3 protein-coding genes are annotated in these 24,169 nt (G+C 76.1%); all 3 read left to right on the top strand.

Translation table 11 applies throughout. The features are described 5' to 3' along the window. Window positions 1-20: 20 nt before the first annotated feature. From ACIP4O_RS23195 to ACIP4O_RS23185, 3 genes are read left to right on the top strand one after another with little or no spacing between them, the layout of a single operon-like run. Complete coding sequence (locus ACIP4O_RS23195) at window positions 21-1,607, top strand: AMP-binding protein (RefSeq protein ID WP_401577114.1); 1,587 nt, start codon at window positions 21-23, stop codon at window positions 1,605-1,607. After that, window positions 1,604-22,915 carry an SDR family NAD(P)-dependent oxidoreductase gene (locus tag ACIP4O_RS23190; protein ID WP_401577112.1) on the top strand — a complete coding sequence of 7,104 codons (21,312 nt, stop codon included), beginning with the start codon at window positions 1,604-1,606 and terminating at the stop codon, window positions 22,913-22,915. The genes ACIP4O_RS23195 and ACIP4O_RS23190 overlap by 4 nt, the downstream gene beginning before the upstream one ends. Further along, window positions 22,915-24,150, top strand: a complete 1,236-nt coding sequence (locus ACIP4O_RS23185; RefSeq protein WP_401577110.1) for a hydroxymethylglutaryl-CoA synthase family protein — start codon at window positions 22,915-22,917, stop codon at window positions 24,148-24,150. The genes ACIP4O_RS23190 and ACIP4O_RS23185 overlap by 1 nt, the downstream gene beginning before the upstream one ends. Window positions 24,151-24,169 lie beyond the last annotated feature (19 nt).

Genomic DNA, 24,169 nt, shown 5'->3' with positions numbered 1-24,169 from the left:
GCGGACCGGGGGCCGCCAGGATGCTGCACGACTGGTTCGCGGACGGCCTCGCCCGCAACCCGGACGGCCCCGCCCTGCGCATCCTCGACCGCGCGTGGACCTACACCGAGACCGACGCGCTCGCCCGCGCCTGGGCTGCCCGCGCCGCCGCGGCCGGCGAGCCCGGCGCGCCCGTGGCCATACTGGCCTCCAAAACGCCCGAGGCGTACGTCGGCCTGCTCGCCGCCCTCTACGCGGGCGCCCCCGCCGTGCCGCTGAACCCGGAGAACCCGCCGGCCCGCAATGCCGCGGTGCTGCGGGCCGCCGGCTGCGGTACGGTCATCGCCGCCCCGGACGCGGCGGGAACGGTGGCCCGGCTCGTGGAGTCCGCGCCCGTCCACGCCGTCCTGGCCCCCGGCACCGACCGGGCCGCCCTGCCCGCGAAGCTGCCGAGCGCGGTCGGCGGCGCCCGCGTCCTGACGTCGGAGGAACTGGCCGGGACGGGCCCCGCGGCCGGATGGCGGCCACCGGCCGGGTCGCCCGAGGACATCGCCTACATCCTCTTCACCTCCGGATCGACCGGCGTCCCCAAGGGCGTGCCCGTCAGCCACGGCAACGCCTCGGCGTTCCTGGCCGCCTCGCTGCCGCGCTACGAGGTGCGGCCCGAGGACCGCTTCAGCCAGGTCCACGAGACCACCTTCGACCTGGCGATGTGCGACATCTTCCCGGCCTGGGCCGGTGGCGCCTGCGTGTGCGTGCTCTCCCGCCTGCAAGCCCTGGACCCGGCGCGCTGGGTGCGCCGCTACGGGCTGACCGTCTGGCACAGCACCCCCAGCCTCGCGCGCGGGCTGCAACGCGCCGACCGCCTCGCCCCCGGCAGCCTCACCGGCCTGCGCCAGTCGGTGTTCGCCGGTGAGCCCCTGCTCACCGAGACCGCGCGCTACTGGCGGCGCGCCGCGCCCGGCGCGGTCCTCGACAACATCTACGGCCCCACCGAACTGACCATCGCCTGCACCGCGTTCCGCTGGCACCCGGACCAGGACCTCACCGATTCGCGGTACGCCGCCACCGTCCCCATCGGCGTCCCGAACGCCGGCATGGAGGCCATGCTCCTCGCCCCGGACGGCTCACCCGCCGACGACAGCGGCGAACTCGTCATGACCGGGCCCCAGATGTTCCGCGGCTACCTCGAACCGGCGCAGGACACCGGCCGCTTCCTGGACCACGGCGGACGGCGCTGGTACCGGACCGGGGACCAGGTGCGCGCCACCCCGCACGGCTGGGTCCACCTCGGCCGCAAGGACGCCCAGGTGAAGGTCAACGGCTACCGGGTGGAGACCGGCGAGGTGGAGGCCGCCCTGCGCGAGACCTCCGGCACCGACGCCGTCGCCTTCGCGCTCGACGTGCCCGGCGGCACCAGGCTCGTCGCCTACCTGCTCGGTGACGGAGCACCGGCCACGGGGGACCTGTCCGAACGGCTCGCCGCCCGCCTGCCGTCCTACATGCTGCCCCGCCACCTGTGGTGGCTGCCCGACCCACCACTGAACGCCCATGGGAAGACGGACCGCAACCGGCTGCGCGAGGACGCCGTCCGCCGGCTCGGACACGAGGGGGAAGCCACACCGTGAACGACCCGATCGAGTGTCACCTCGTGCTCCCGCACGACGACTTCATCATGCGCAACCACCGCATCCACCAGGTGTCGGTGATGCCGGGCGCCACCTTCCTCGACATCGTGTACCGGATTCTGGCCGCGCGGGGACTGGACACCGAGCACGCGGTGCTGCGCGACGTGCTCTTCGCCGAGCCCATCGCCACCGCCCCGGGCCGCGACCTCGCCGTACGCGTCACGATCGGCGCCCCCGACGCCACCGGCTCCCGGCCCGTCGACGCGGCGGGCGCGGTCCTGGAGGAGGGCACGGACCCGGCCGCGCCCGGCGACGTGCCGTGGCGACCGCACTTCTCGGGCCGCCTGGAGTACACCGACGCACCCTCGCCCCCGCCGATCGACCCGCGCGCCCTGCTCACCCGCTCCGAGCGGAGCCGCGACATGGCGGAGCTGTACCAGCAGGCCCGCACCGAGCACATCGAGCACGGCCCGCCCATGATGGGCTTCGGCGAACTGCACACCCTGGACACCGGCGGCCTGCTCGCCCGCCTCGAACTCGACCCGAACTCCCGGGACCAGGAGAGCGCCTTCCACCTGCACCCGGCGAAGCTCGACGCCGCCACCCTCGTCACCTTCGGCCACCGCCCGCCGCCCGGCCCCGACCCCTTCATCCCCGTCCACATCGCCGAGTTCCGCGCCCCGCGCGCGGCCTCCGGCCCCTGCTGGGTCCATGTGCCGGCCGCCGAGACCGTCGCACCGTCCGGCGACGTGATCCACAACGACTGCCGCATCTACGACGAACAAGGCCGCTTCATCGCCGCGTTCACCAAACTGAGCTGCAAACGCGTACGGCACGCCGGGCTCATCACCCGGCTGCTGGACCCGCCGCCGGTCCCGCGCGCGCAGCCCTCCCGCCCCACCCCGGCCCCGCCCGCGCGGCCGTCCGGCCCCGTCCCCGTATCCACGGGCGAAGACCCCGAACAGCGGCTCGTCCGCCACGTGCGCACCCTGATCGGCGGCCTGCTGGGCCGCGCGCCGGACGCCGTGGACTCCCGGCGCGGCTTCTACGAACTCGGCCTGGACTCCGTCGCGCTGCTCTCGCTCAGCACCGAGCTGGAGAAGGTCGTGGACGGGCGCCTCTACCCGACGCTCCTCTTCGAGCACTCCGACGTCGCCTCCGTCGCCCGCCACCTGGCCGAGCGGCACACCCTCACCCTGCCCGCCGGGGACGAACCCGCGACAGCACCGGCCACCCCGGCGCGCCCGCCCGCCGAGGACCCGGCGCCGCCGATGTCCGCCCCCCGCCTCGGCCTCCACCGCCCCCGCTGGGTCCACCTCCCCGCCACCGGCGCCCCGCTGCCGCCGGGCGACCTGCTCGTCGTCACCCCCGACCCGCTGCTGCCCGAGGCCCTGCGCCGGCGCACCGCCGGCCGGCGCACCGTGCACGTGCGGCCCGCCTTCGCCTACGAGCGCACCGGGACCGACACCTGGGAGCTGCCCACCGGCAGCCGCGCCGACTTCGCCCGCCTCCTGGACGAACTCGCCGCCGAGGGCACGGACCCGGCCGTCCTGGCCGTCTGCCCCCCGCCCGCGCTCGGCCCCGCCGCCGACACCAGCGACGGCTACGACGTCGTCTGGGCACTGGCCGCAGCGCTCGCGGCCAGGCCCGCGGACACCACCCGCGTCCTGCGCTTCCTCCACCGCGCCGAGCGCGAGGACACCGCACCGCAGCACAGCGCCGTCGCCGCCCTGGCCCGCGGCATCACCACGGAGAACCCGGCCCTGCGCTGCCGCGCCACCCTCGTCACCGGCACCCCGGACACCGGGGAACTCGCCGCCATCCTGCTCGCGGAAGCCGCCGACGACCGCGACGACAGCGAGAGCCGGCACCACGACGGCGAGCGCCACGTGCGCCGCCTGACCCCCCACACCCTCGACGCACCCGGCACCCCGCTCCTGCCCCAGGGAGCCGTCTGCCTCGTCACCGGCGGAGCGGGCGGCATCGGCTCCCTCCTCGCCGAACACCTCGCCGGCACCCACGGGGCCCGCCTGGTGCTGTGCGGCACCCGGCAGCCCGACGCCGCGACCACCGCCCTGCTGGAGCGCTGCGCCGCACGGGGCGGCGAGGCGCACTACGTACCGGCCGACGTCGCGCGCCGCGAGGACGCCGAGGCCGTCGCCGCCCGGTGCCGCGAGCTGTACGGGCGGATCGACGCCGTCCTGCACTGCGCGGGACGCGCCGACGACGCCGTGCACTTCCGTCGGGACCCCGCCGGGACCCGCGCCGTGCTCGCCCCGAAACTGGCCGGCACCCTGCACCTCGACAGGGCCACCGCGGCCGACGACCCGGCCCTGTTCATGCTGTTCTCCTCGCTGTCCGCCGTGCTGCCCAACACCGGCCAGTGCGCCTACGGGTACGCCAACGCCTTCCTCGACGCCTTCGCCGCCCACCGGTCCGCCGACCCCGCCCGCACGGGGCGCACCCTCTCCCTCGCCTGGCCCTACTGGGCCGAGGGCGGCCTACGCGTGGACGAGGCCGCGCTCGCCCGCTCCGCCCGCTCCGGGATGCGGCCCCTGCCCACCGAGACCGCGCTCGGCCTGCTGGACCGCTGCCTGGCCGCGCCCGGCACCCCGGCCCGGCTCGTCGCCGTCCACACCGAAGGGCACCCGGCCGGACCGCTCACGACAGGTCTGTTCGCCCCCGCGCCGGAACAGCCCGGCACGCGCGCGCCGGCCCCGGCGGCGGAGCACGCGCCCCTTCCCGCGCGCGGTGCCCGTACGGCGCCCGGGGCCGTCGCGATCGTCGGGGTCGCCGGGCGCTACCCGCAGGCCCCCGACCTCGACGCCTTCTGGGCCAACCTCGCCGACGGCCGGGACTGCGTCACCGAGGTCCCCGCCGACCGCTGGGACCACGACGCACTCTTCGACCCCGAGCCCGGCCGGCCCGGCCGCACCTACGGCCGCTGGGGCGGCTTCCTGGCCGGTATGGACCGCTTCGACCCGCTGTTCTTCGGCATCTCCCGCCGCGAGGCCGAGCGCATGGACCCCCAGGAACGGCTGTTCCTCACCATCGCCTGGCAGACGCTGGAGGACGCCGGCTACCCGCCGCACTCGCTCACCGCCGAGCGGGTCGGCGTCTTCGCCGGAGTCATGTGGAACCACTTCCAGTTCGTGGCGGACCCCGACGACGAGTCCGCCCCGGTGTCCCTCCACTCCTCCGTCGCCAACCGCGTCTCCTACACCTTCGACTTCCACGGCCCCAGCATCGCCCTCGACACCGCGTGCTCCTCGTCCCTGACGGCGGTGCACCTCGCCGTGGAGAGCCTGCGCCGGGGCGAGAGCACCGTCGCCCTCGCGGGCGGCGTCAACCTGATGACGCACCCGCAGAAATACCTCCAGCTCGCGCGTGGCCGCTGGCTGTCCCGGGACGGCAGGTGCCGCGCCTTCGGCGAGGGCGGTACCGGCTACGTACCCGGCGAGGGCGTCGGCGCGGTACTGCTCAAGCCGCTGGACCGGGCACTCGCGGAGGGCGACCACATCCACGCCGTGATCCGCTCCAGCCGCCTCAACCACAGCGGCCGTACGAGCGGATTCACCGTGCCCAGCCCGGCCGCGCAGGCCGAACTCGTCGCCGACGCCGTCCGCGAGTCCGGCGCCGACGTGCGCGCCCTCGGCTACGTCGAGGCCCACGGCACCGGCACCTCGCTCGGTGACCCGATCGAACTGGAGGGCCTGCGCTCCGCCCTGGACACCTTCACCCCGGGGCCGGAGCGCGTGGCCATCGGATCGGTGAAGACCAACATCGGCCATCTGGAGAGCGCGGCCGGCATCGCCGGACTCACCAAAGTGCTGCTCCAGTTCCGGCACGGCGCCCTCGCGCCCTCGCTGCACGCCGACACGCTCAACCCGCACCTCGACTTCGGGGACGGCCGGCTGACGGTACAGCGCACCCCCGCGCCGTGGCCGCGCCCCTCGGGCGGCCGGCGGCTGGCCGGGATCAGCGCCTTCGGCGCCGGCGGCTCCAACGCCCACCTGGTGCTGGAGGAGGCCCCGGAGCCCCCGGGCCGCCCCGCCCCGCGCGGTCCCCGGCTGTTCGCGCTGTCCGCCAAGGACGAGGAGGCTCTGCGGGAAAGGGCCTCCGCCCTCCTCGCCGTCCTCACCCCGGACGCGGCGGTCCCCGAGGCCGCCACGGGCGAGCACGTGCCGGTACGGTCCCTCGTCGCCCGGCGCCTCGCCGTACCCGAGAGCTCCCTCGGCGGCGGCGAGACCTTCGGTGACCTCGGCCTCGACGCCGCCGCCCGCCTGGCCCTGGCCCACGACCTCGCCGCGCACACCGGGAGCGGACCGACGTCCGCGACCGAGGGGTTCGCGGCGGCGGTGCACCCCGGCTCCACGCTGGAGGAGGCCGCGACGACCTGGGCCCGCCTGGACCGCGCCTGCCGCACCACCGACGGCCTGCCGAGGCTCGACGACCTCGCCCACACCCTCTGGGCGGGCCGCGCCGCGATGCCGGTGCGGTTCGCGGTCGTCGCCGACGACATCGCGGAGCTGCGCGCGGCCCTGGAACGCCTCGTCAAGGGCGCCGAGCCGGGACCGCGCGCCTGCCTCGGGACCGCCTCCGCCTCCGCCGCACCCGCCCGCCCGGCAGCCGACGACGCGCACACCCCGGAGGATCGCGCGCGCCGTTGGGTCACGGGCGCGAGCGACGGCGTCGACGGGCCCGGACCGCGCACCGGCGACGGCGCGCGCCCCCGCCGGGTCCCGCTGCCCGGCTACCCCTTCCGCGAGGAGCGCTGCTGGCCCGGCGGGTGGACCGGACGCGCGGCCGAGGACGAGGAGACTCCGCCCGCCGGGGCGCCCGCCCCGGCCCGGCCCCAGGCCCCCCGCGCCGACGCCACCCCACCGGCCCCCGCGCCCGCCGCGCCCCCCGCTCCTTCCGCCCCCTCCGGCCGCGACGACGGCGCCGAACTCGCCGTCCTGGACGGCGGGATCGGCCTGATCCGCATGAACGCACCCATGTTCACCGAGCACCTGCTGCGCGACCTGCGCGAGATCTTCGGCACGGTCGCCGCACGCCCGGACATCAAGGCCGTGGTCCTCACGGGCTCGGACGGCGTGTTCAGCATGGGCGGCACCGCCGAGGCCCTGGAGACCCTGGCCGACGGTGAGGGCAGCTTCACCGACCAGGCGTTCGTGTACGAGGGGCTGTTGCGCTGCGACCGGCCCGTGGTGGCAGCGATCGACGGGCACGCCTCCGGCGGCGGGCTGGCCTTCGGGCTCTACGCCGATGTGGTGCTGCTCGCCGAGGAGAGTGTCTACAGCGCCAACTTCGTCGCGTACGGCTTCACCCCCGGCATGGGGGCGACATACGTCCTGGAACGCCGGTTCGGTTCGGCCCTCGCCGACGAGATGATGCTCACCGGCAGGTCCCTGACCGGCGCCGAACTGCGCCGCTACGGCGCCATGGTCACCGTCCTGCCGCGGCGCGACGTGCTGACGGCCGCGCTGGACCGCGCCCGCGCGCTCGCGGGCCGCCCGGAGGGCGCCGTCCGCCGTCTCAAGCGGGAACTGGCCGGTCGGGTCCTGGCCCGGCTGGACGAGGTGGTGGGGCGCGAGGTCCGGATGCACGAGGACGTGCTCGGCGCGGAGGCGCGTGACCGGGTCAGGGGCCACTTCGCCCGCGTGGAGGCGTTCCGGGGCACCGGGAGCACCACGGCGAAGGACCCCGGCCCCGTGGCCGGACCGGAGCCGTCGCGGGAACCGGGGCCGGTACCGCCGCAAGACGCGGCGCACGAGGTCGTACCCGCGCGGGAGCCCGCCCCCTCACGCGAGCCCGTACGCACTCACGCGGCGGAGCCCGTACCGGCGGTGGAGGCCGCCGTCGGGCTCTCCGGGGAGGAGGCGCGGGCGGACGTCGTCACCTCCGTCGCCCAGGTGCTCTACCTGCGTCCGGAGGAGATCGACGACGAGCGGACCTTCGCCGAGATGGGGCTGGACTCGATCGGCGCCGTCGAGGTCGTCCGCCATCTCAACGAACGGCACGACGCCGGTCTGGAGGCCGTCGCGGTCTACGACCACCCGACCGTCCCCGCGATGACGGCGGCCCTCCTGACGGCCCGCCACCGCAGCGAGGCCCTGCACCGCGCCGCGCTCGGCCCCGCGACCACCACCGGCGCAGCGACCGCCACCGGCGCAGCGACCGCCACCGGCCCCGCTACCGAGCCGGGAGGCCGCGACACCGCCGCCCGGGACGAGGGGGCCGCCGTCACCCCGCCCCCCGCACCCGCCCCCGTGGCCCAGCCCGCGCCCCCCGCCCCGGCCGCCGCTCCCGCACCACCCGCCCGTCCGCACGAGCCCGCCGCGCCCCCCGCCCCGGCCGCTCAGGTCACCCTGCGGCCCGTGCCCCGCCGCGAACCGGCCGCCGCGAAGGCCGCGTCCGCCGAGGAGGAGCCGAGCCCCGACCCCGAACCGGCGGGCACCTCACAAGGACCGGACGCCGCCGCCGACATCGCCGTGATCGGCATGTCGGGCCGCTTCCCCGGCGCCGACGACCTCGACGCCTTCTGGGAGAACCTGGAGGCCGGGCGCAGCGAGATCGCCGAGGTGCCGCCCGAGCGCTGGGACGCGGAGCGCTGGTACGACCCGGACCGCTCCGTCACCGACCGCACCGACAGCAAGTGGGCCACGGTGGTGCGCGGAGCGGACGAGTTCGACCCGGGCTTCTTCCGGCTCTCGCCGCTGGAGGCGGAGGCCATGGACCCGCAGCAGCGCCTCTTCCTCCAGGAGGCGTGGAAGGCGTTGGAGAACGCCGGTCACGCGGGCGGCGGGACGCGGCGGCCGATCGAGCGCGGCGGCCGGGACTGCGGTGTCTTCGTCGGCTGCGGGGCCGGGGACTACGGGGACCTGCTGGCCGAGGCGGGACAGGCCGACAGCGGGCACGCCTTCCTCGGCTCCTCCCCGTCCGTGCTCGCGGCCCGCATCTCCTACTTCCTCGACCTGACCGGCCCCACCCTGGCCGTGGACACCGCCTGTTCGTCCTCCCTGACCGCCGTCCACCTGGCCTGCGAGAGTCTGCGCCGCGGCGAGTGCCGCACCGCGCTCGCGGGGGGCGTCGCCCTGATGCTGACCCCGCGCCTGCACATCCGGTGCAGCAACGCCGGAATGCTCTCCCCGACCGGCACCTGTGCCCCCTTCGACGCGCGGGCCGACGGCATCGTGCTCGGTGAGGGCGTCGGCGTGGTCGTACTGAAGCCCCTGGCCCAGGCCCTGGCGGACGGCGACCACATCCACGGCGTCATCAAGGCCACCGGTGTCAACGGCGACGGCCGGACCAACGGCATGACCGCGCCCAGCGCGGCGGCGCAGACGGAACTGCTGCGGCGCGTGCACCGCGCGGCGGGCGTCACCGCAGCGGACATCGGCTACGTGGAGACGCACGGCACCGGCACCCCGCTCGGCGACCCGATCGAAGTACGGGCACTCCAGGACGCGTTGCGCCGCGAGGGCACCGAGGGCACCGCCCCCGCCGAGCCGGTCGTGCTCGGTTCGGTCAAGGCGAACATCGGGCACACGACCATGGCCGCCGGCATCGCGGGCCTGCTGAAGGTCCTGCTGGCGCTGCGGCACCGCCGCATCCCGCCCACGCCGCACTTCACCGCGGCGAATCCCGAGATCGACCTCTCCCGGGGCTCCCTGCGGGTGCTCACCAGCCCCGCCCCCTGGCACCCGGGCCCCGGAGGCACCCGCGTCGCCGCGCTCAGCAGCTTCGGCTTCAGCGGCACGAACGCGCACGCCGTCATCGCCGAGGCACCCCGGCGGCGGCGCGCTCCCGCCGGGAGCGACCGAGCCCACCTCGTCCCCGTCTCGGCGCGCGACCAGGACGCCCTGGCCAAGACCCTCACCCGGCTCGCCTACGCCCTCGACACCGGGACCGAGGACGCGCCCGCTCTCGCCGATATCGCCCTCACCCTCGGCACCGGGCGCACGCACTTCGCGCGGCGCGCCGCGTTCGTCGTCCGCGACCGTGCCGAACTCGTCCGCGCGCTCCGGGCCGCCGCCGAGCACCACGAGACGCCGTACGTGCACGCGCCGGCCACCGGTGACGAGCCCGCACTCCGGCGTCTGGCGGAGACCTACGCGCACGGCGGGACGGTGGACTGGGCGGCCCTGCACCCGGCGGGCAGCGCCCACCGGGTGCCGCTGCCCGCCTATCCCTTCGCCCGCGACCGGCACTGGGTGTCCGGGCCCGGGCGGCCGGCCCCCGCGGCCCCGCGGCCGCCCGAGGACGCTCCCGGCGCGCTCACCCAGGCCATCGGCCCGCGGGATCGCGTCGTCGCCGACCACCGGCTCGCCGGCCGCGCCGTGCTGCCCGGGGTCGCCGCACTCTCGCTCGCCGTGCGCGCCGCGACGCGGCACGGGGTCACCGGCGCCGTCCGCCTCTCGCAGGTGCGCTGGCTGAGCCCGGTCGAGGTGACCAGCGCGCGCGAGGTCCGGGTCACGACCGTGGAGCACCCGGCGGGCGGGGTGGACTTCGAGCTGACGGACGGTGACGGCGAAGGGTTCCCCCGCGTTCGGGGCCGCGTACGGTCCCTCACCGATGCGGACCGGCAGCCTGACAGGCTCCCCGCCGAGGAGATCCGCGACCGCTGCCCCTCCTGGCACGCGGGCGAGGACCTGTACACCGCCTTCGCCGCCGGGGGCCTCGCCTACGGGCCCGCCTACCAGGCGCTGGAGGGCGTGTGGGCGGGGACCGACGAAGCGCTCGGCGTGCTGCGCGTCCCGCGGAGGCCGGTGGGCGAGGAGGCGGTCTGGCCGCTCGACCCGGCCGTCCTGGACGCGGCCCTCCAGACGCTCACCGTGCTCGCGCGCGACACCGGCGACGGCCCGCTCGTGCCCTTCGCGCTGCGGGCGCTGGAGGTGCGCGCCCCACTGCCCGGGCGCGGCCACGCGCACGTCACCCGGGACGGTGCCACGTTCACCGTCCGCGTCGCGGACCCCGAGGGCCGGGTGTGCGCGTCCTTCGACGGCGTCGCGCTGCGGTCGCTGCCCGCGCCGCGGCCCGCCTCGCGCGAGGGGGAGCCCGAACGAACGGAGACGACGGTCCTCGTCCCGCGCCTGCGGGAGACCGGCCCCCCGGACCCGCCGACGGCCCCGGAGGGGGCAGCGGCCTGGATCTTCCACACACCCGCCGCCCGGCACCTCGCCGAAGCCCTCGCGAAAGCCGAGGGCGCGACCGCGATCGCTCTCCCGGCCGACGCCGGAGCCGCTCCCGCGGTGCCGGACGGACTTCCCGGCACGGTCTACTGGCTCGCCGCCCACGACTGCGACGGCCCCCCGCCCGCCCCGGGCCCGGACCCGGCCACGCTGGGCCTGTTCCGGCTGCTGAAGACGCTGATCGCCCGGGGGGCCGGCAGTCGGCGCCTCGTCGTGAAGGCGGTGCTGGCCGGTGCCGTCGCCGACGAGGAGCGGGGCCCGGTCCAGCCGCACAGCGCCGGTCTGATCGGCCTGACGCGCGCGGCCGCCGCCGAGTACCCCCGGTGGCGCGCGGGCTGCGTCGATCTGCCGCCGCGGGAGTCCGCACCGGCCCGCTGGGCGGACGCCGTGCTGGCCGAACCCTGCGCCGAACCCCTCGTCGTCCTGCGCGGCGACCGCCGCCTGGTGCGGGAACTGGTCCCGGCGCCGGTGGCGGACCCGGCCGCGCGGGACGGGGTGTTCCCCTTCCGCGAGGGCGGCACGTACCTCGTGATCGGCGGGGCGGGCGGCATCGGCTCGGTACTCGCCCGCCACCTCGCCGCTGTGTACCGCGCGCGTCTGGTGCTGGTCGGCCGCCGTCCGCAGGACGACTCCGTACGGGCGCTGCTCGACGCACTCGACACGCTCGGCGGACAGGCCGCGTACGTGCGCGGCGACATCGCCGATCCGGCCGACGCGCGGCGCGTCGTCGCCGAGGCGCGGGATCGCGCGGGCCGCATCGACGGGGTCTTCCACAGCGCGCTCGTGCTGCGCGACCGCACCCTCGCCGCGATGGACGAGGACACCTTCCTGGAGGTCATGGCGGCCAAGACGAGCGGCCTGGTGGCGCTGGCCGCCGCGCTGGAGGAGGAGCCGCCCGGCTTCCTGGTCTGCTTCTCCTCGGCGATCTCCTTCGCCGACGCACCGGGGCAGGCCAACTACGCGGCGGCCAGCACCTTCGAGGACGCCTTCGCCGGACACCTGCGCGAACGGCCCTTCCCCGCCACCGTGGTCAACTGGGGCTTCTGGGGCAGCGTCGGCGCGGCCGCGCACGAGCGGCACGTCGAGGGCTTCGCCGGTCTCGGCATCGGCTCGCTGGAGCCGGCCGAGGGCATCGAGGCGCTGACCCGCGTCATGGGGGCCGGTCTCGCCCAGGCGGTCGTCGTGAAGGGCGCCCCGCGCGGTCTCGCCCTCCTCGGCGCCGCACCGGACGGCCGGGCCGACTCCCTGGGCCGGGCCCGCGCCGCGTTCGCCGAGCTGGAGCGGGTCGCCGCGACCCTGGCCCGCGCCCGGCTGCCGCGCGCGGACGACGCCGTGGACACCGTCCTGGCACGGTGGGCAGGGAAGCACGCCGAAGACAGCCCGGGCGAGCGACTGCTCGGGGCCGTCGACGACCTGCTGCGGCGCGCCGGGCGCGAGGACGCAACGGCGGAGCGGCTGCTCGCCCGCCACCCGGGCATGGGCCCGCACGTCGCTCTGCTGCGGCGCTGCGTCGAAGCCCTGCCCGACGTGCTCGACGGCTCCCGCACGGCCACGGAGGTGCTCTTCCCGGGCGGCTCCGTGGACCTCGTCGAGGCCGTCTACCGGGGCCAGCCGCTCTCCGACCACCACCACCGGCTCATGGCGGCGCAGACCGTGGCGGCCCTTGGGCGCCACCGGGCCGCCGAAGGCGCCGGCCGTCCGCTGCGCGTCCTGGAGATCGGCGCGGGCACGGGCGCGGGCACGGCCTTCGTCCTCGACGCCCTCGACGAGGCCCTGGCCATCACGCCGGACGCCCCGCCGGTGTCCTACACCTACACGGACGTCTCGCCCGCCTTCCTCGCGCACGGCGAGCGGGAGTCCGGGCCCGGCCGCCCCTACCTGTCCTTCCGGCTCCTCGACATCGAACGCCCGCCCGCGGAGCAGGACTTCACCCCGCACACGTACGACCTGGTCCTCGCGACCAATGTCCTGCACGCCACGGCCGACATCGGGCGCACCCTGGCGCACGCGCGCGAGCTGCTGGCGCCCGGCGGCGCCCTGCTCGTCAACGAGGTCACCCGGGCTTCCGACTTCCTCACCCTCACCTTCGGCCTGACACCCGGCTGGTGGGCGTTCCGGGACGCGGAACGCAGGCTCCCGCACAGCCCCCTGCTCGCGCCGGGACAGTGGCGCCGCGCGCTGACCGCGAGCGGCTTCGGGCAGGTCCGGACGCTGGGCGTGCCGGGCGTGCCCGTCGAGCAGCTGGACCAGTGCGTGCTCGTGGCGCAGGCGCCCCCCGGCCCCGTCGAGCAGCCGGCCGGGGGCGACGCCGCCCGTGTGCGGGGGTACGTGCGCGACGTCTTCGCCGAGGTGCTGAAGCTCGACCCCGCCGCGCTCGCGGACGAGGTCACCTTCGAGAACTACGGAGTGGACTCGCTGGTCAGCCTGCGCATCATCCACCGCTTCGAGGAGGACTACGGGGACCTTCCCGCGACGCTCCTCTTCGAGCACCTCACGATCGCGCGGCTCGCCGATTACTTCCTGCGCGAACACGGCCCGACCGTCGCCGCGCGGGCCACGACCCCGGCACCCGACCGTGAGCCCCCCACGACTCCGGCACCCGACCGCGAGCCCCCCACCACCCCGGCCCCCGACCGCGAGCGCCCCACCACCCCGGCACCGGACCCCGCCCCGCCCGTGACCCCGGCATCCGCCGCGAGCGACGGCATCGCCGCGAGCGACGGCATCGCCGTGATCGGGGTCGGCGGTCGCTACCCCGGCGCGCCCGATCTGGACGCGTTCTGGCGCAACCTCGCGACCGGCACCGCCTCGTTCACCGAGGTCCCGGCCGAACGCTGGGACTGGCGGCCGACGTTCGACGCCCGGCGCGGCACCCCCCAGCGCTCGTACAGCCGCTGGGGAGCCTTCCTGGACGGCATCGACCTCTTCGACCCCGCCTTCTTCGGCATCCTCGGCCGCGACGCCGCGCACATCGACCCGCAGGAACGCCTGTTCCTGGAGACCGTCTGGAACCTCCTGGAGGAGAACGGCCGACTCGGCGCGGACACCCAGGAACCGGACACGGGCGTCTTCGTCGGGGTCATGTACGGCACCTACGGGCAGCTCGCGGCCACCGGCTGGCCCCGGGGCAAGCTCTCCGGCGCCCACTCGGCGCACTGGTCGGTCGCCAACCGGGTCTCCTACTTCTTCGACTTCCACGGCCCCAGCATCTCCGTGGACAGCGCCTGCTCCTCCTCGCTCTCCGCCGTCCACCTGGCCTGCGAGAGCCTGCGGCGCGGCGAGTGCCGTACCGCGGTCGCCGGGGGCGTCAACCTGATCCTCCACCCGGCCCACCACGTGTCGCTCAGCGCGCTCAACATGCTCTCCGCCGACGACAGGTGCAAGGTGTTCGACGCCGCCGCGGACGGCTTCGTGCCCGGCGAGGGCGTCGGCGCCGTCCTGCTCAAACCGCTCGACCGGGCCGTCGCGGACGGCGACCGGATCTGGGCCGTGATCAAGGGCGGAGCCATGAACGCCGGTGGCAAGACCGGCGGTTACACCGTGCCCAATCCCGAGGCGCAGGCCGCCCTCGTCCGCCGCGTCCTAGAGCGCTCCGGCGTGCCGCCCGAGACGGTGTCGTACGTCGAGTGCCACGGCACCGGCACCGCGCTCGGCGACCCGATCGAGATCGCCGCGCTCGGCCGGGCACTCGGCGGGTCCGGCCGCCCCGACCGCTGCGCGGTCGGCTCGGTCAAGTCCAACATCGGACACCTCGAAGGCGCGGCCGGCATCGCCGGACTGACCAAGGTGCTCCTCCAGTTCCGTCACGACCGGCTCGCACCGTGCGTCGGCCTCGACCGCCCCAACCCGAAGATCGACTTCGACGGGGCGGCCCTGGAACCCGTCCGCACGCTCACCGACTGGCCCCCCGAGCCCGGTGGCCGCCCCCGCCGGGCCGGGATCAGCTCCTTCGGCGCGGGCGGCGCCAACACCCACCTGATCCTCCAGGAGTACATCCCGCCGAACACGGCCACCCCGCAGGCCGCCGGCCCGCAGCTCTTCCTGCTGTCGGCGCGGTCCGCCGAACGCCTGCGGGCCTACGCCCGCCGCGTGGCCGACCACCTCACCACCCCGGAGGGCGCGGCCACCCCCCTCGCCTCGCTCGCCCGGACCAGCCAGACGGGGCGCCGCCACTTCCCCGAACGACTCGCGGTGGTCTGCTCCGGCACCGACCGCCTCGCGACCCTGCTCCGCGCCTACGCCGACACCGGCCGCGCCGAGACCCCCGGTCTCCTGACCGGCCGGGCCGCCCCGGGCGGCGACGGCCGGGAGCACGGACCCGGTTCCGCCCTGCTGCGCGACGCCCGGGGCCCGGACCCGGAACCGGCCCTCACCCGGCTCGGCGGACGCTGGGCCGAGGGCTGCGACATCGGCTGGGCCGCTCTGTGGGAGGGGCGACCGGCGGGGCCGGCGACGTACCCCACGTACCCCTTCGACCGGACGCGGCACTGGCTGGAGACGGGGGTGCCGGACCCGACGACTGGGGACCCGGCCGTGCCGCTCCCGGCGCCGGAAGCGGCCGGAGTTCCCCACCCGCCCGCGCGGGAGGGCGAGTCCGGCGGCGTGCGCCGACTCGTGCCCGTCCTGGAGCCGCGCCCGCTCGACTCCTCCGTGGCCGCGGGCCCGCCGCGCCGGGTCCTGCTGCTCGGACCGGACTCCCCGGTGCGCCGCGCCCTGGCCGAGGAGTTCGCCCGCCGCGGCGCCGCATGCCTCCCGTCGGGCGCGGGCGAACCCGGCGGCGGTGACACGGTGCCGGCCGCCCCCGGCGAACTGCGCGGCTTCGTGGACGGCCTCGCCGAGCGCGGGCTGCTGCCCGACGCGCTTGTCCTGGCCTGCCCCCCGGCCGCCGGGCCGCCCCGGCCGGACACCGTCGCCGCCGAACTCGCCGCCGGGCCCCTCCCGCTCCTGTGGACGGCGGCGGCCCTCCTCGCCCGCGACCGGCGCGTGCGACTGCGTACCGCGGTGGCACACGGCCCCGCCGGGCGGCAACCGCAGTTCTCCGCGACCGGCGCCCTGCTCAAGTCGCTCACGCTGGAGCACAGCGGCTGCACGGGGGTCACGGTCGGCTTCGAGACCTACGCGGAAGCGGCCGACGACCGGGACGCCGCGACCCGCATCGCGCGCGTCGTCGCCGAGGAACTGGAGCACTCCGGGGACGGCGTCGCCGAAGCCTTCCACGACCGCGACGGCCTGCGCGGCCTGCGCAGGCTCACCGAGCAAGCCCTGCCGCTCGACGCCCCGCACACGCCGCTGCCGGTCCGCGCCGGGGGCACCTACCTCGTCACCGGCGGCGCGGGCGCCCTCGGCCGCGTACTCGGCGGGTTCCTCGCCGACGCCGAACCCGTCAACCTGGTGCTCGCCGGGCGCTCACCGCTCGACGAGGAGATCGAACGGCGCACGGCGCCGCTGTGGCGCGGCGGCAGCACCGTCTGGTACCGGCCGACCGACCTCGCCTCGGAGGCGGACGTCACCGGCCTGATCGCCGACATCCGCGCCCGCTACGGCACCCTGAACGGCATCGTGCACGCGGCCGGCGTGAACCGGGACGCGCGCGCCGTGCTCAAGACCGCCGCCGGCACGGCCGAGGTACTGGGCCCCAAGGTGGCCGGGACGGTGCTGCTGGACCACGCCACCCGCGAGGACGACCTCGACTTCTTCGTCCTGTGCGCCTCCCTGGTGGGGGAGACCGGCAACCTCGGGCAGACCGACTACGCCTACGCCAACGCCTTCCAGCTCGACTTCGCCGCGAGCCGGGACCTGCTGGCCGCGCGCGGCGAGCGCCGGGGCCGCACCGTGGCGATCGGCTGGCCGCTGTGGGAGGACGGCGGCATGGGCGTCGACGACGCCACCCGCCGGCTCTTCGCCCAGCTCTGGTCGATGGCGCCGCTGCCCACCGGCACCGGCCTCGCGGTCTTCCGCGCCGCCCTGACCGGCACCGGCAACCGGTGGCTGCCCGTGCGACGGGCCACGCCCCCGGTGACCCCCGCCCCCACGCCCGCTCCGGCCGAGCCGTCCGCCGGGTACCGACAGGAGGCACGTACGGACACCACGAGCAGCGCCCCGCCCCCGGCCGCGGTGGCCCCGACCGCCGCGATACGACGGCAACTGCGCCTCTTCACGGCGGAGTTCCTCATGGTCGATCCGGCGGAGGTGGACACCTCCGCCGAACTGATGGACCTCGGCTTCGACTCGATCTCGCTGAGCGAGCTGATCGTCCGCGTCAACGACCACTACGGACTCGAACTCCTGCCGACGGTCCTGTTCGAACACCCCACGCTGGACGACGTGGCCGACCACCTGGGCCGCGAACATCCCGCGGAGGCCCACGCCGCACACCCCGAGCCGACGGTGGAGGCCGAGCCGAGGCCCGAGCCCGCGCCCGCGACGGGGGCCGCGCCCGCGACGGGGGCCGCGCCCGCGACGGGGGCCGCGCCCGCGCCCCCCGCCCCTTTCCCGGAGGCGGGGGACGCCGTCGCTCCCGCGCGGCCGCACCGGGCCCCGCGTCGCCGGGACGTGGCCGTGATCGGCATGGCCGGGCGGCTTCCCGGCTCACCGGACCTGGACGCCTTCTGGCGGCACCTGAGCGCGGGTGACGACCTGACCGGGCCCGTCCCCCCGGACCGCGCCGACCTCCTGGCGGACCCCGCCACGGCGGGCCTGCGCGGCGGGTTCCTCCCGGACGTGGCCGGCTTCGACGCCGCGTTCTTCCGGATCTCCCCGGCCGAGGCCCGGCTGATGGACCCCCAGCACCGGCTGTTCCTGGAGACGGTGTGGCGCACCTTCGAGGACGCCGGCTACCGGCCGCAGGACCGGGCGGGCACCTCGACCGGCGTCTTCGTCGGCATGGCCACCTCGGACTACGGCGAGCTGATCGCCCGCTCCGGCGCGGACACCGAGGCCCACATGGCCACCGGCGTCGCCCGCTCCCTGGTCGCCAACCGCGTCTCCCACCTGCTGGACCTGCGCGGCCCCAGTGAGACCGTGGACACGGCCTGCTCCAGCTCCCTGGTGGCCCTGCACCGCGCGGTCGGCGCCCTGGCGGACGGCGAGTGCGAGGAGGCGATCGTGGGTGGCGTCAGCCTGGTGCTGAGCCCGGGCCTGTTCCGGGTCTTCGACCAGTCCGGCATGCTCAGCCCCACCGGACGCTGCGCCACCTTCGACAAGGACGCGGACGGGTACGTACGGGGGGAAGGGGTCGGCGCGGTCCTGCTCAAGCCGCTGGAGCGGGCCGAGGCGGACGGCGACCGGATACTCGCCGTCGTCCGGGGCAGTGCCGTCAACCACTGCGGGCGCTCGCCCTCCCTCACCGCCCCGAACCCGCGCGCGCAGGCCGATGTCGTGGTCCGCGCCCACCGGATCGCCGGCGTCTCCCCGGCCGGCGTCACCTACGTCGAGACCCACGGCACCGGCACCCGGCTCGGTGACCCGGTCGAGGCCGAGGGCCTGAAGGACGCCTTCGCCCGGCTCTACGGCGACCGGGGCGAACCCGTGCCGACCGAGCCGCACATCACGCTCGGCTCGGTGAAGACCAACATCGGCCACCTCGAAGCGGCGGCCGGGATCGCCGGGCTGCTCAAGGTGCTGCTGGCCCTGCGGCACCGCACCCTCCCCGCCCACCTGCACCTGCGCGAGACCAATCCCTACCTCCGCCTGGACGGCACCCCGTTCCGCATCGGCACCACGACCACCCCGTGGGAGGGCGCCAAGGACGAGCACGGCCGGTCCGTCTGGCGGGCCGGGGTCAGCTCGTTCGGCTTCGGCGGCACCAACGCCCACGTCGTCCTGGAGGCGTGGACACCGCCCGAGGACGCGACGCGGCCGCCCGGCCGCGCGCAGCCGCTGCCGAGGGCCGAGTTCCAGCCCCGCCGCCACTGGTTCACCACCTCCCGGCCAGCAAGGACGGAGTCCCAAGTGCCGCACCCCGACCAGGCAGCCACGACCACGCACCCGCGGTCGCACACGAACCCGCCACCACCTCCCGCCCGCCCCCGGGTCCGGCTCCGCGCCCTCGCCACGGCCGCACCGGCGGCCCCCGCCGGGGAGCCCGCCGCCCCACCGGCCCCCGACCGGCCCGTGCCGCATGCCGCGACGGGTTCCCCGGCGACGAGGACGAGCGACGCCCCCGGCCCCGCCGCACCGGCCGCGAGCGCACCCGCCGCGCCCACCGCGAGCGAACTCCGCGCCACCCTCCGGCACATGGTCGCGGACCTCCTCGGCCGGTCCGCCGCCGATCTCGCGGACGACACCCCCTTCGCAGACCTCGGCCTCGACTCCATCTACCGCATGGACGTGGCCCGCGCCCTCAACGACGCCCACGGCCTCGACCTCCAGGGCGCCGAGCTGTACGAGTACGACAGTGTCGCCACGCTCGCCGACCACGTACTGACCGCCATCGGAGCGCGCGCGCCCCGGTCGGCGCCGCGCGAGGACCCGCCGACGCCGCCCGCGAGCACCGGGACGTCCGGGCCGGAGCGGGAGGCGCCCTCCGGTCGCGACGGAGCCCGGGACGCGCTGCGCCGCGTGCTGGAACAGGTGCTCGGCAGGCCCTTCGACCCGGTGGTCACCTTCGAGGACAACGGCTTCACGTCCTTCGACATGCTGCGGGGGGTGAGCGCCCTGGAGACCGGCCTCGGGGCCCTGCCCAAGGCACTCTTCTACGATCGCCCCACCCTGGACCAGCTCACCGACGCCCTCTGCGCGACGCACGGCGAGCGGAGCGTCGCGCGGCTCCGGCCGCCGGCCCGGCGAGCGGAGCCGGCCGAACCCGTCCCCTTCCCGGCCCCGGTGCCCGGCCCCGCGACCCGGACCATGGTGCTCACCCGGGCCGAGGCCGCCGCCGATCCCGGGCTCGCCGAGGTCGTCGCGGAGCTGGAGGGCCGGTACGGCAAGGAGAGCGGCCTCGGTGGCCGCGACATCGCCCCGTATCTCTTCGTCGGCGCCGAACGCCGGGGATTCTTCGCCCTCTCCCAGGGGGACCGGGCCATGCTCGTGTGGAACTACACCGGTCCCGAGGACTACTTCGCCGAACTGGCCGCCGAGTACTTCGGCCACGCCCGGCAGACCGGCCTGCGACCCAACCTGCTGTCTCTCGTACGGCTGACGGAGGTCGGCCAGGAGCCCGTCACCGCGACCCCCTTCGGCGCGCTCCAGCGCATCGAGGACCTCGGCTCGTTCACGCTGTCCGGCGGCCGGATGAGCAGGCTGCGCTACATGGTCAAGCGGTTCGAGAAGGCCGGAGCCTGCCGTACCTCCGAGTACCGGGCCGGCGAGGACCGCGCCGTCGACGCCGCACTGGCCGCGCTCGTGGACGAGTGGGCGGCGACCAAGCAGATGGTCAACCCCTACGTGCGGCGGGTGCGCGAGGACCTGGCCGGCGGCAGGCTCGACGAGCGCCACCGGCTGTTCCTGACGTACCTGGACGACGTCCTGGTCAACGCCGTCGTGGTCACCCGCATCCCGTCGGAGAACGGCTACCTGCTCGACGTCGAGTTCTACCCCGGCCACATGCCGCTCGGCGGGCTGGAGTTCGCGCTCGTACGGATTCTGGAGCGGCTGCGCGAGGAGGGCTGCGAGGTCTTCAGCTTCGGGGCCAGTTTCGGAGGGGAGACGGGCACCTCGCCCAACGCCTCGCAGACCGCCGTGCGCGCCCTCGGCGAACTCCGCGACGCCGGGATCTTCGGCGGCGGCAACTACCAGTTCAAGAACAAGTTCCGCCCCCGGAACCGGACCCTGTACCTCGTGCAGCCCGAGGGCGACGAGGCCAGCGAGGTCAGCGACGTCATCCTCATGATCGCGGACCCGGGGACACCCTTCGTCGCCGTCGGGCGCGCGCCGAAGGGTTCCGCCCCGGAGCCAACGGCGGAGCCCGCGCCCGAGGAGCCCGCGCCCGACGAGTCCCCGCTCGACGAGTCCGCGGTGAAGCCCGCCCCCGAGGCCGCGCCGCGCCTGGCCCGGCTGGCGGCGCACGGCCACAATCCCGCCCGGCTGCCGCACCTCGCCGTCGAACTGGACCTGCTCACGGACTCCTGGGCGGACCGCGCCGACCCCTGGCAGCGGGCGCGCACCGCGGCCCTCGCCGAACAGGCCGACGCGGCGGGGATCATGGGGGAGGAGCCACCGAACCTGCCCTGGCTGCCGTTCGCCCACCGGTTCTTCGCCGCCTCCGGCCGCGCCGCGGAGGAGCGGCTGTGCCGCGCCTGGCCGGGCCCGCGCCGCCGGGTCCTGCACGCCTCGGCCTTCCCGACCTGGCTCGGGACGCTCGCGGAGCAGGGCTTCGACCCCTCGCTCGCGCTGCCGGTCACGGGTGAGGGCCCCTTCGCTGCCGACCTCGAACTCACGGCGCTCAAGGCCGCGTTGGAGCAGCACCCCGAAGACGTGTCCTTCGTCCTCGTGGAGGGCGCCACCAACGCCCACGGCGGCGCCCCGCTCTCCCTGGAGAACCTGCGCGGCGTCGCGAAGCTCACCCGGGCCCACGGCGTACCGCTGGTGCTGGACGCCACCCGCCTGCTGGACAACGCCCTGCTGATCTCCAACGCCCGCCGGGACCGCCCGGCCGGGGACCCGTGGGAGGTGCTCAAAGAGATGCTGGGCCTGGCCGAGGCCGTGACGTTCAGCCTCTCGAAGGACTTCGGCATCGACGGGGGCGGCCTCATCGCGACCAGCGACGAACGGCTCGCCGAGCGACTCACCGAACGCATGCTCGAACGCGGTGGGGAACCGGGCCTCCCCACCCGCCGGCTGCTCTCCGCCGCCCTGCTGGACCAGGACACCGCGACGAGGCTGGTGGCCGAACGGGTGGCGAACGTGGCCGCGTTCCGGCGGCGCCTGGAGCGCGGCGGCGTTCCGCTCGTGCCCGGCCCCTCCGCGCACTGCGTGCTGTTCGACGTGGACGAGGCCGCGGCGGGCCGTACCCTCCGCCACCCCCTCGCCTCGTACCTCGCCGGGATCTACGCGGCCACCGGCGTACGCGGCGGCCCCCACCTGGCCCCCGCCGCCCGCCTCGCCGACGGCTCCGCACCCCCGCGACGCGAGCTGATCCGCTTCGCCGTACCGCTCGGCATGGACCGCGAGACGCTGGAAAACGCCGCCGACCGGCTCGCGGCGTTCGTCGCCGATCCGTCCCCGGTGCCGGACCTGACCGAGGTCCCGGGCGCCCTGGGCCCCGCCGCACTGCGCTCCTACCACCCGACGAACGCGCTGCCCGCCGACATCCGCGAGGCGTTCGAGGAGGGACCGGCGGCGGACCCAGCCCCGGCGTCCGGGAACTACGACGTGCTCAGGGAACGGGCCCCCGGGACACGGCGGCACATCCTGCCCATGGCGGGCGGCGCGGTGGAGGTCTTCGACCGGGGCCACGGCCCGGCGGTGCTCATGCTGCCGCCCTTCAACGTCGGCGGCGGCGTCTTCGCCGACCAGGTCGCCGCGCTCTCCGGCAGCCACCGGGTGCTCGTCGTCCACCACCCGGGCGTCGGCGCCTCCACCCGCGCGGACGACATCTCGCTGACCGGCATCGCCGGCCTGTACCTCGACGTCCTGGACCGGCTCGGCGTGCGCGGACCGGTGCACGTGGTGGGCACCTCCTTCGGCGGACTCCTCGCGCAGAGTTTCGTCCTCGCCCACCCCGGGCGCGCCGCGTCCCTCGCGCTGCTGTGCAGCTCCTACCGGTACGCCAACCGGGTCGGCGCGGTGAACCGCCTGGAGGACCTGGTCACCGAGGACCTCGACCGGATCGTCGCGGCCGGGGCCGAGGACGTCGCGCGCCGACGCGAGGAACTCACGGCACGGCTGCTGCGCTGCGAGAGCATGGCGCCGCACATCGGACTGCGCTACCTGGACGTCTTCGCCCAGCAGCCCGACCTGCTGGGCCGGCTCGGCGACATCGCGGTCCCCACCCTCGTCCTCGCCGGCGGGGTGGACGCCGTCGTCCCCCGCAAGACCTCGCACCTCCTGCACGGCGCCATCCCCGACGCCCGCTACCACGAACTGCCACTGGCCGGGCACTTCCCGACCGTCACCGACCCCGACGGGGTGAGCGCGGCCCTGGCCGCCTTCCTCGCGGAACTCGGGGAGGCGTGATGACCGGGTACGGAATCGAGGCGCTGGACGTGTACGCGGGCAGCGCCGCCGTCAGCGCCCGCGCGGTGTTCGACGGACGCGGCCTCGACCCGCGCCGCTTCGACAACGTCGCCTCCGACCGGCGCTCGGTGGCACTGCCCTTCGAGGACCCCGTCACCCATGCCGTCAACGCCGCCCGCCCCCTGCTGGCCCGGATTCCGCCCGCCGACCGCGAGCGGATCGAACTCCTCGTCACCACCAGCGAGTCCGGCATCGACTACAGCAAGTCCATCGCCTCCTACGCGCACGAACACCTCGGCCTGCCGCCGACCTGCCGGATGCTGGAGATGAAACAGGCGTGCTACGCGGCCACCGCCGCACTGCAACTCGCCCTCGGCTACCTGGCCGCCGGGCTCTCGCCCGGCGCGAAGGTGCTGATCGTCTCCACCGACATGTCCCTCGCCGACGAGCGCGCCCAGTACGCCGAGCCGGTCACCGGCACCGGCGCCGTCGCCCTGCTCGTCGGCGACCGGCCCCGGGTGCTCACCGCCGATCTCGGCGCCTTCGGCGTGCACAGCTTCGAGACCCTGGACTCCGCCCGCCCCGGCCCCGACCTCGACATCGCCGACGCCGACCGCTCCCTCATGGCCTACCTGGAGTGCTTCTCCCGCAGCTTCGCCGACTACCGGTCCCGGGTGGAGGACGCCGACTTCGCGACCACCTTCGACCTGCTCGCCCTGCACACGCCCTTCTCCGGCATGGTCAGGGCCGCGCACCGCGGCCTGCTGCGCGAGCTGTACCGCACCCCCGCCGACAAGGTGGCCGAGGACTTCGAGCGCCGGGTCGCGCCCTCCCTGATCCACCCCGGCCAGACCGGCAACCTGTTCTCCGGCTCGCTCTACCTCGCACTGGCGAGCGCGCTCGACCACACCCGGCTCGACGGGCCCGCCCGCATCGGCCTGTTCTCCTACGGCTCCGGCTGCTCCTCGGAGTTCTTCAGCGGTGTCATCGGCCCGGAGTCGGCCGCCGCCGTCGCCGAGGCGCGCATCGGTCCCCGGCTGCGGGCCCGCGCGGACCTCGACTTCACCGAGTACACCGCGCTGCTCGCGGAGAACACCGCGTGCCTGCGCCCCACCCCCCACCGCGACATCGACCCCGGCCGCTGGGACGCCCTCCTGCGGCGCGCCGCGGACCGCCCCGAACTGCTCGCCCTGACCGGCGTGCGCGACCACCACCGCCAGTACGCGTGGATCTGACGAACCGGAGGTACCCCGA

The sequence above is a fragment of the Streptomyces sp. NPDC088923 genome (assembly GCF_044749745.1).
In the GTDB taxonomy this organism is placed as follows: Bacteria; Actinomycetota; Actinomycetes; order Streptomycetales; family Streptomycetaceae; genus Streptomyces.
This window is presented reverse-complemented; position numbering and strand designations above follow the sequence as displayed.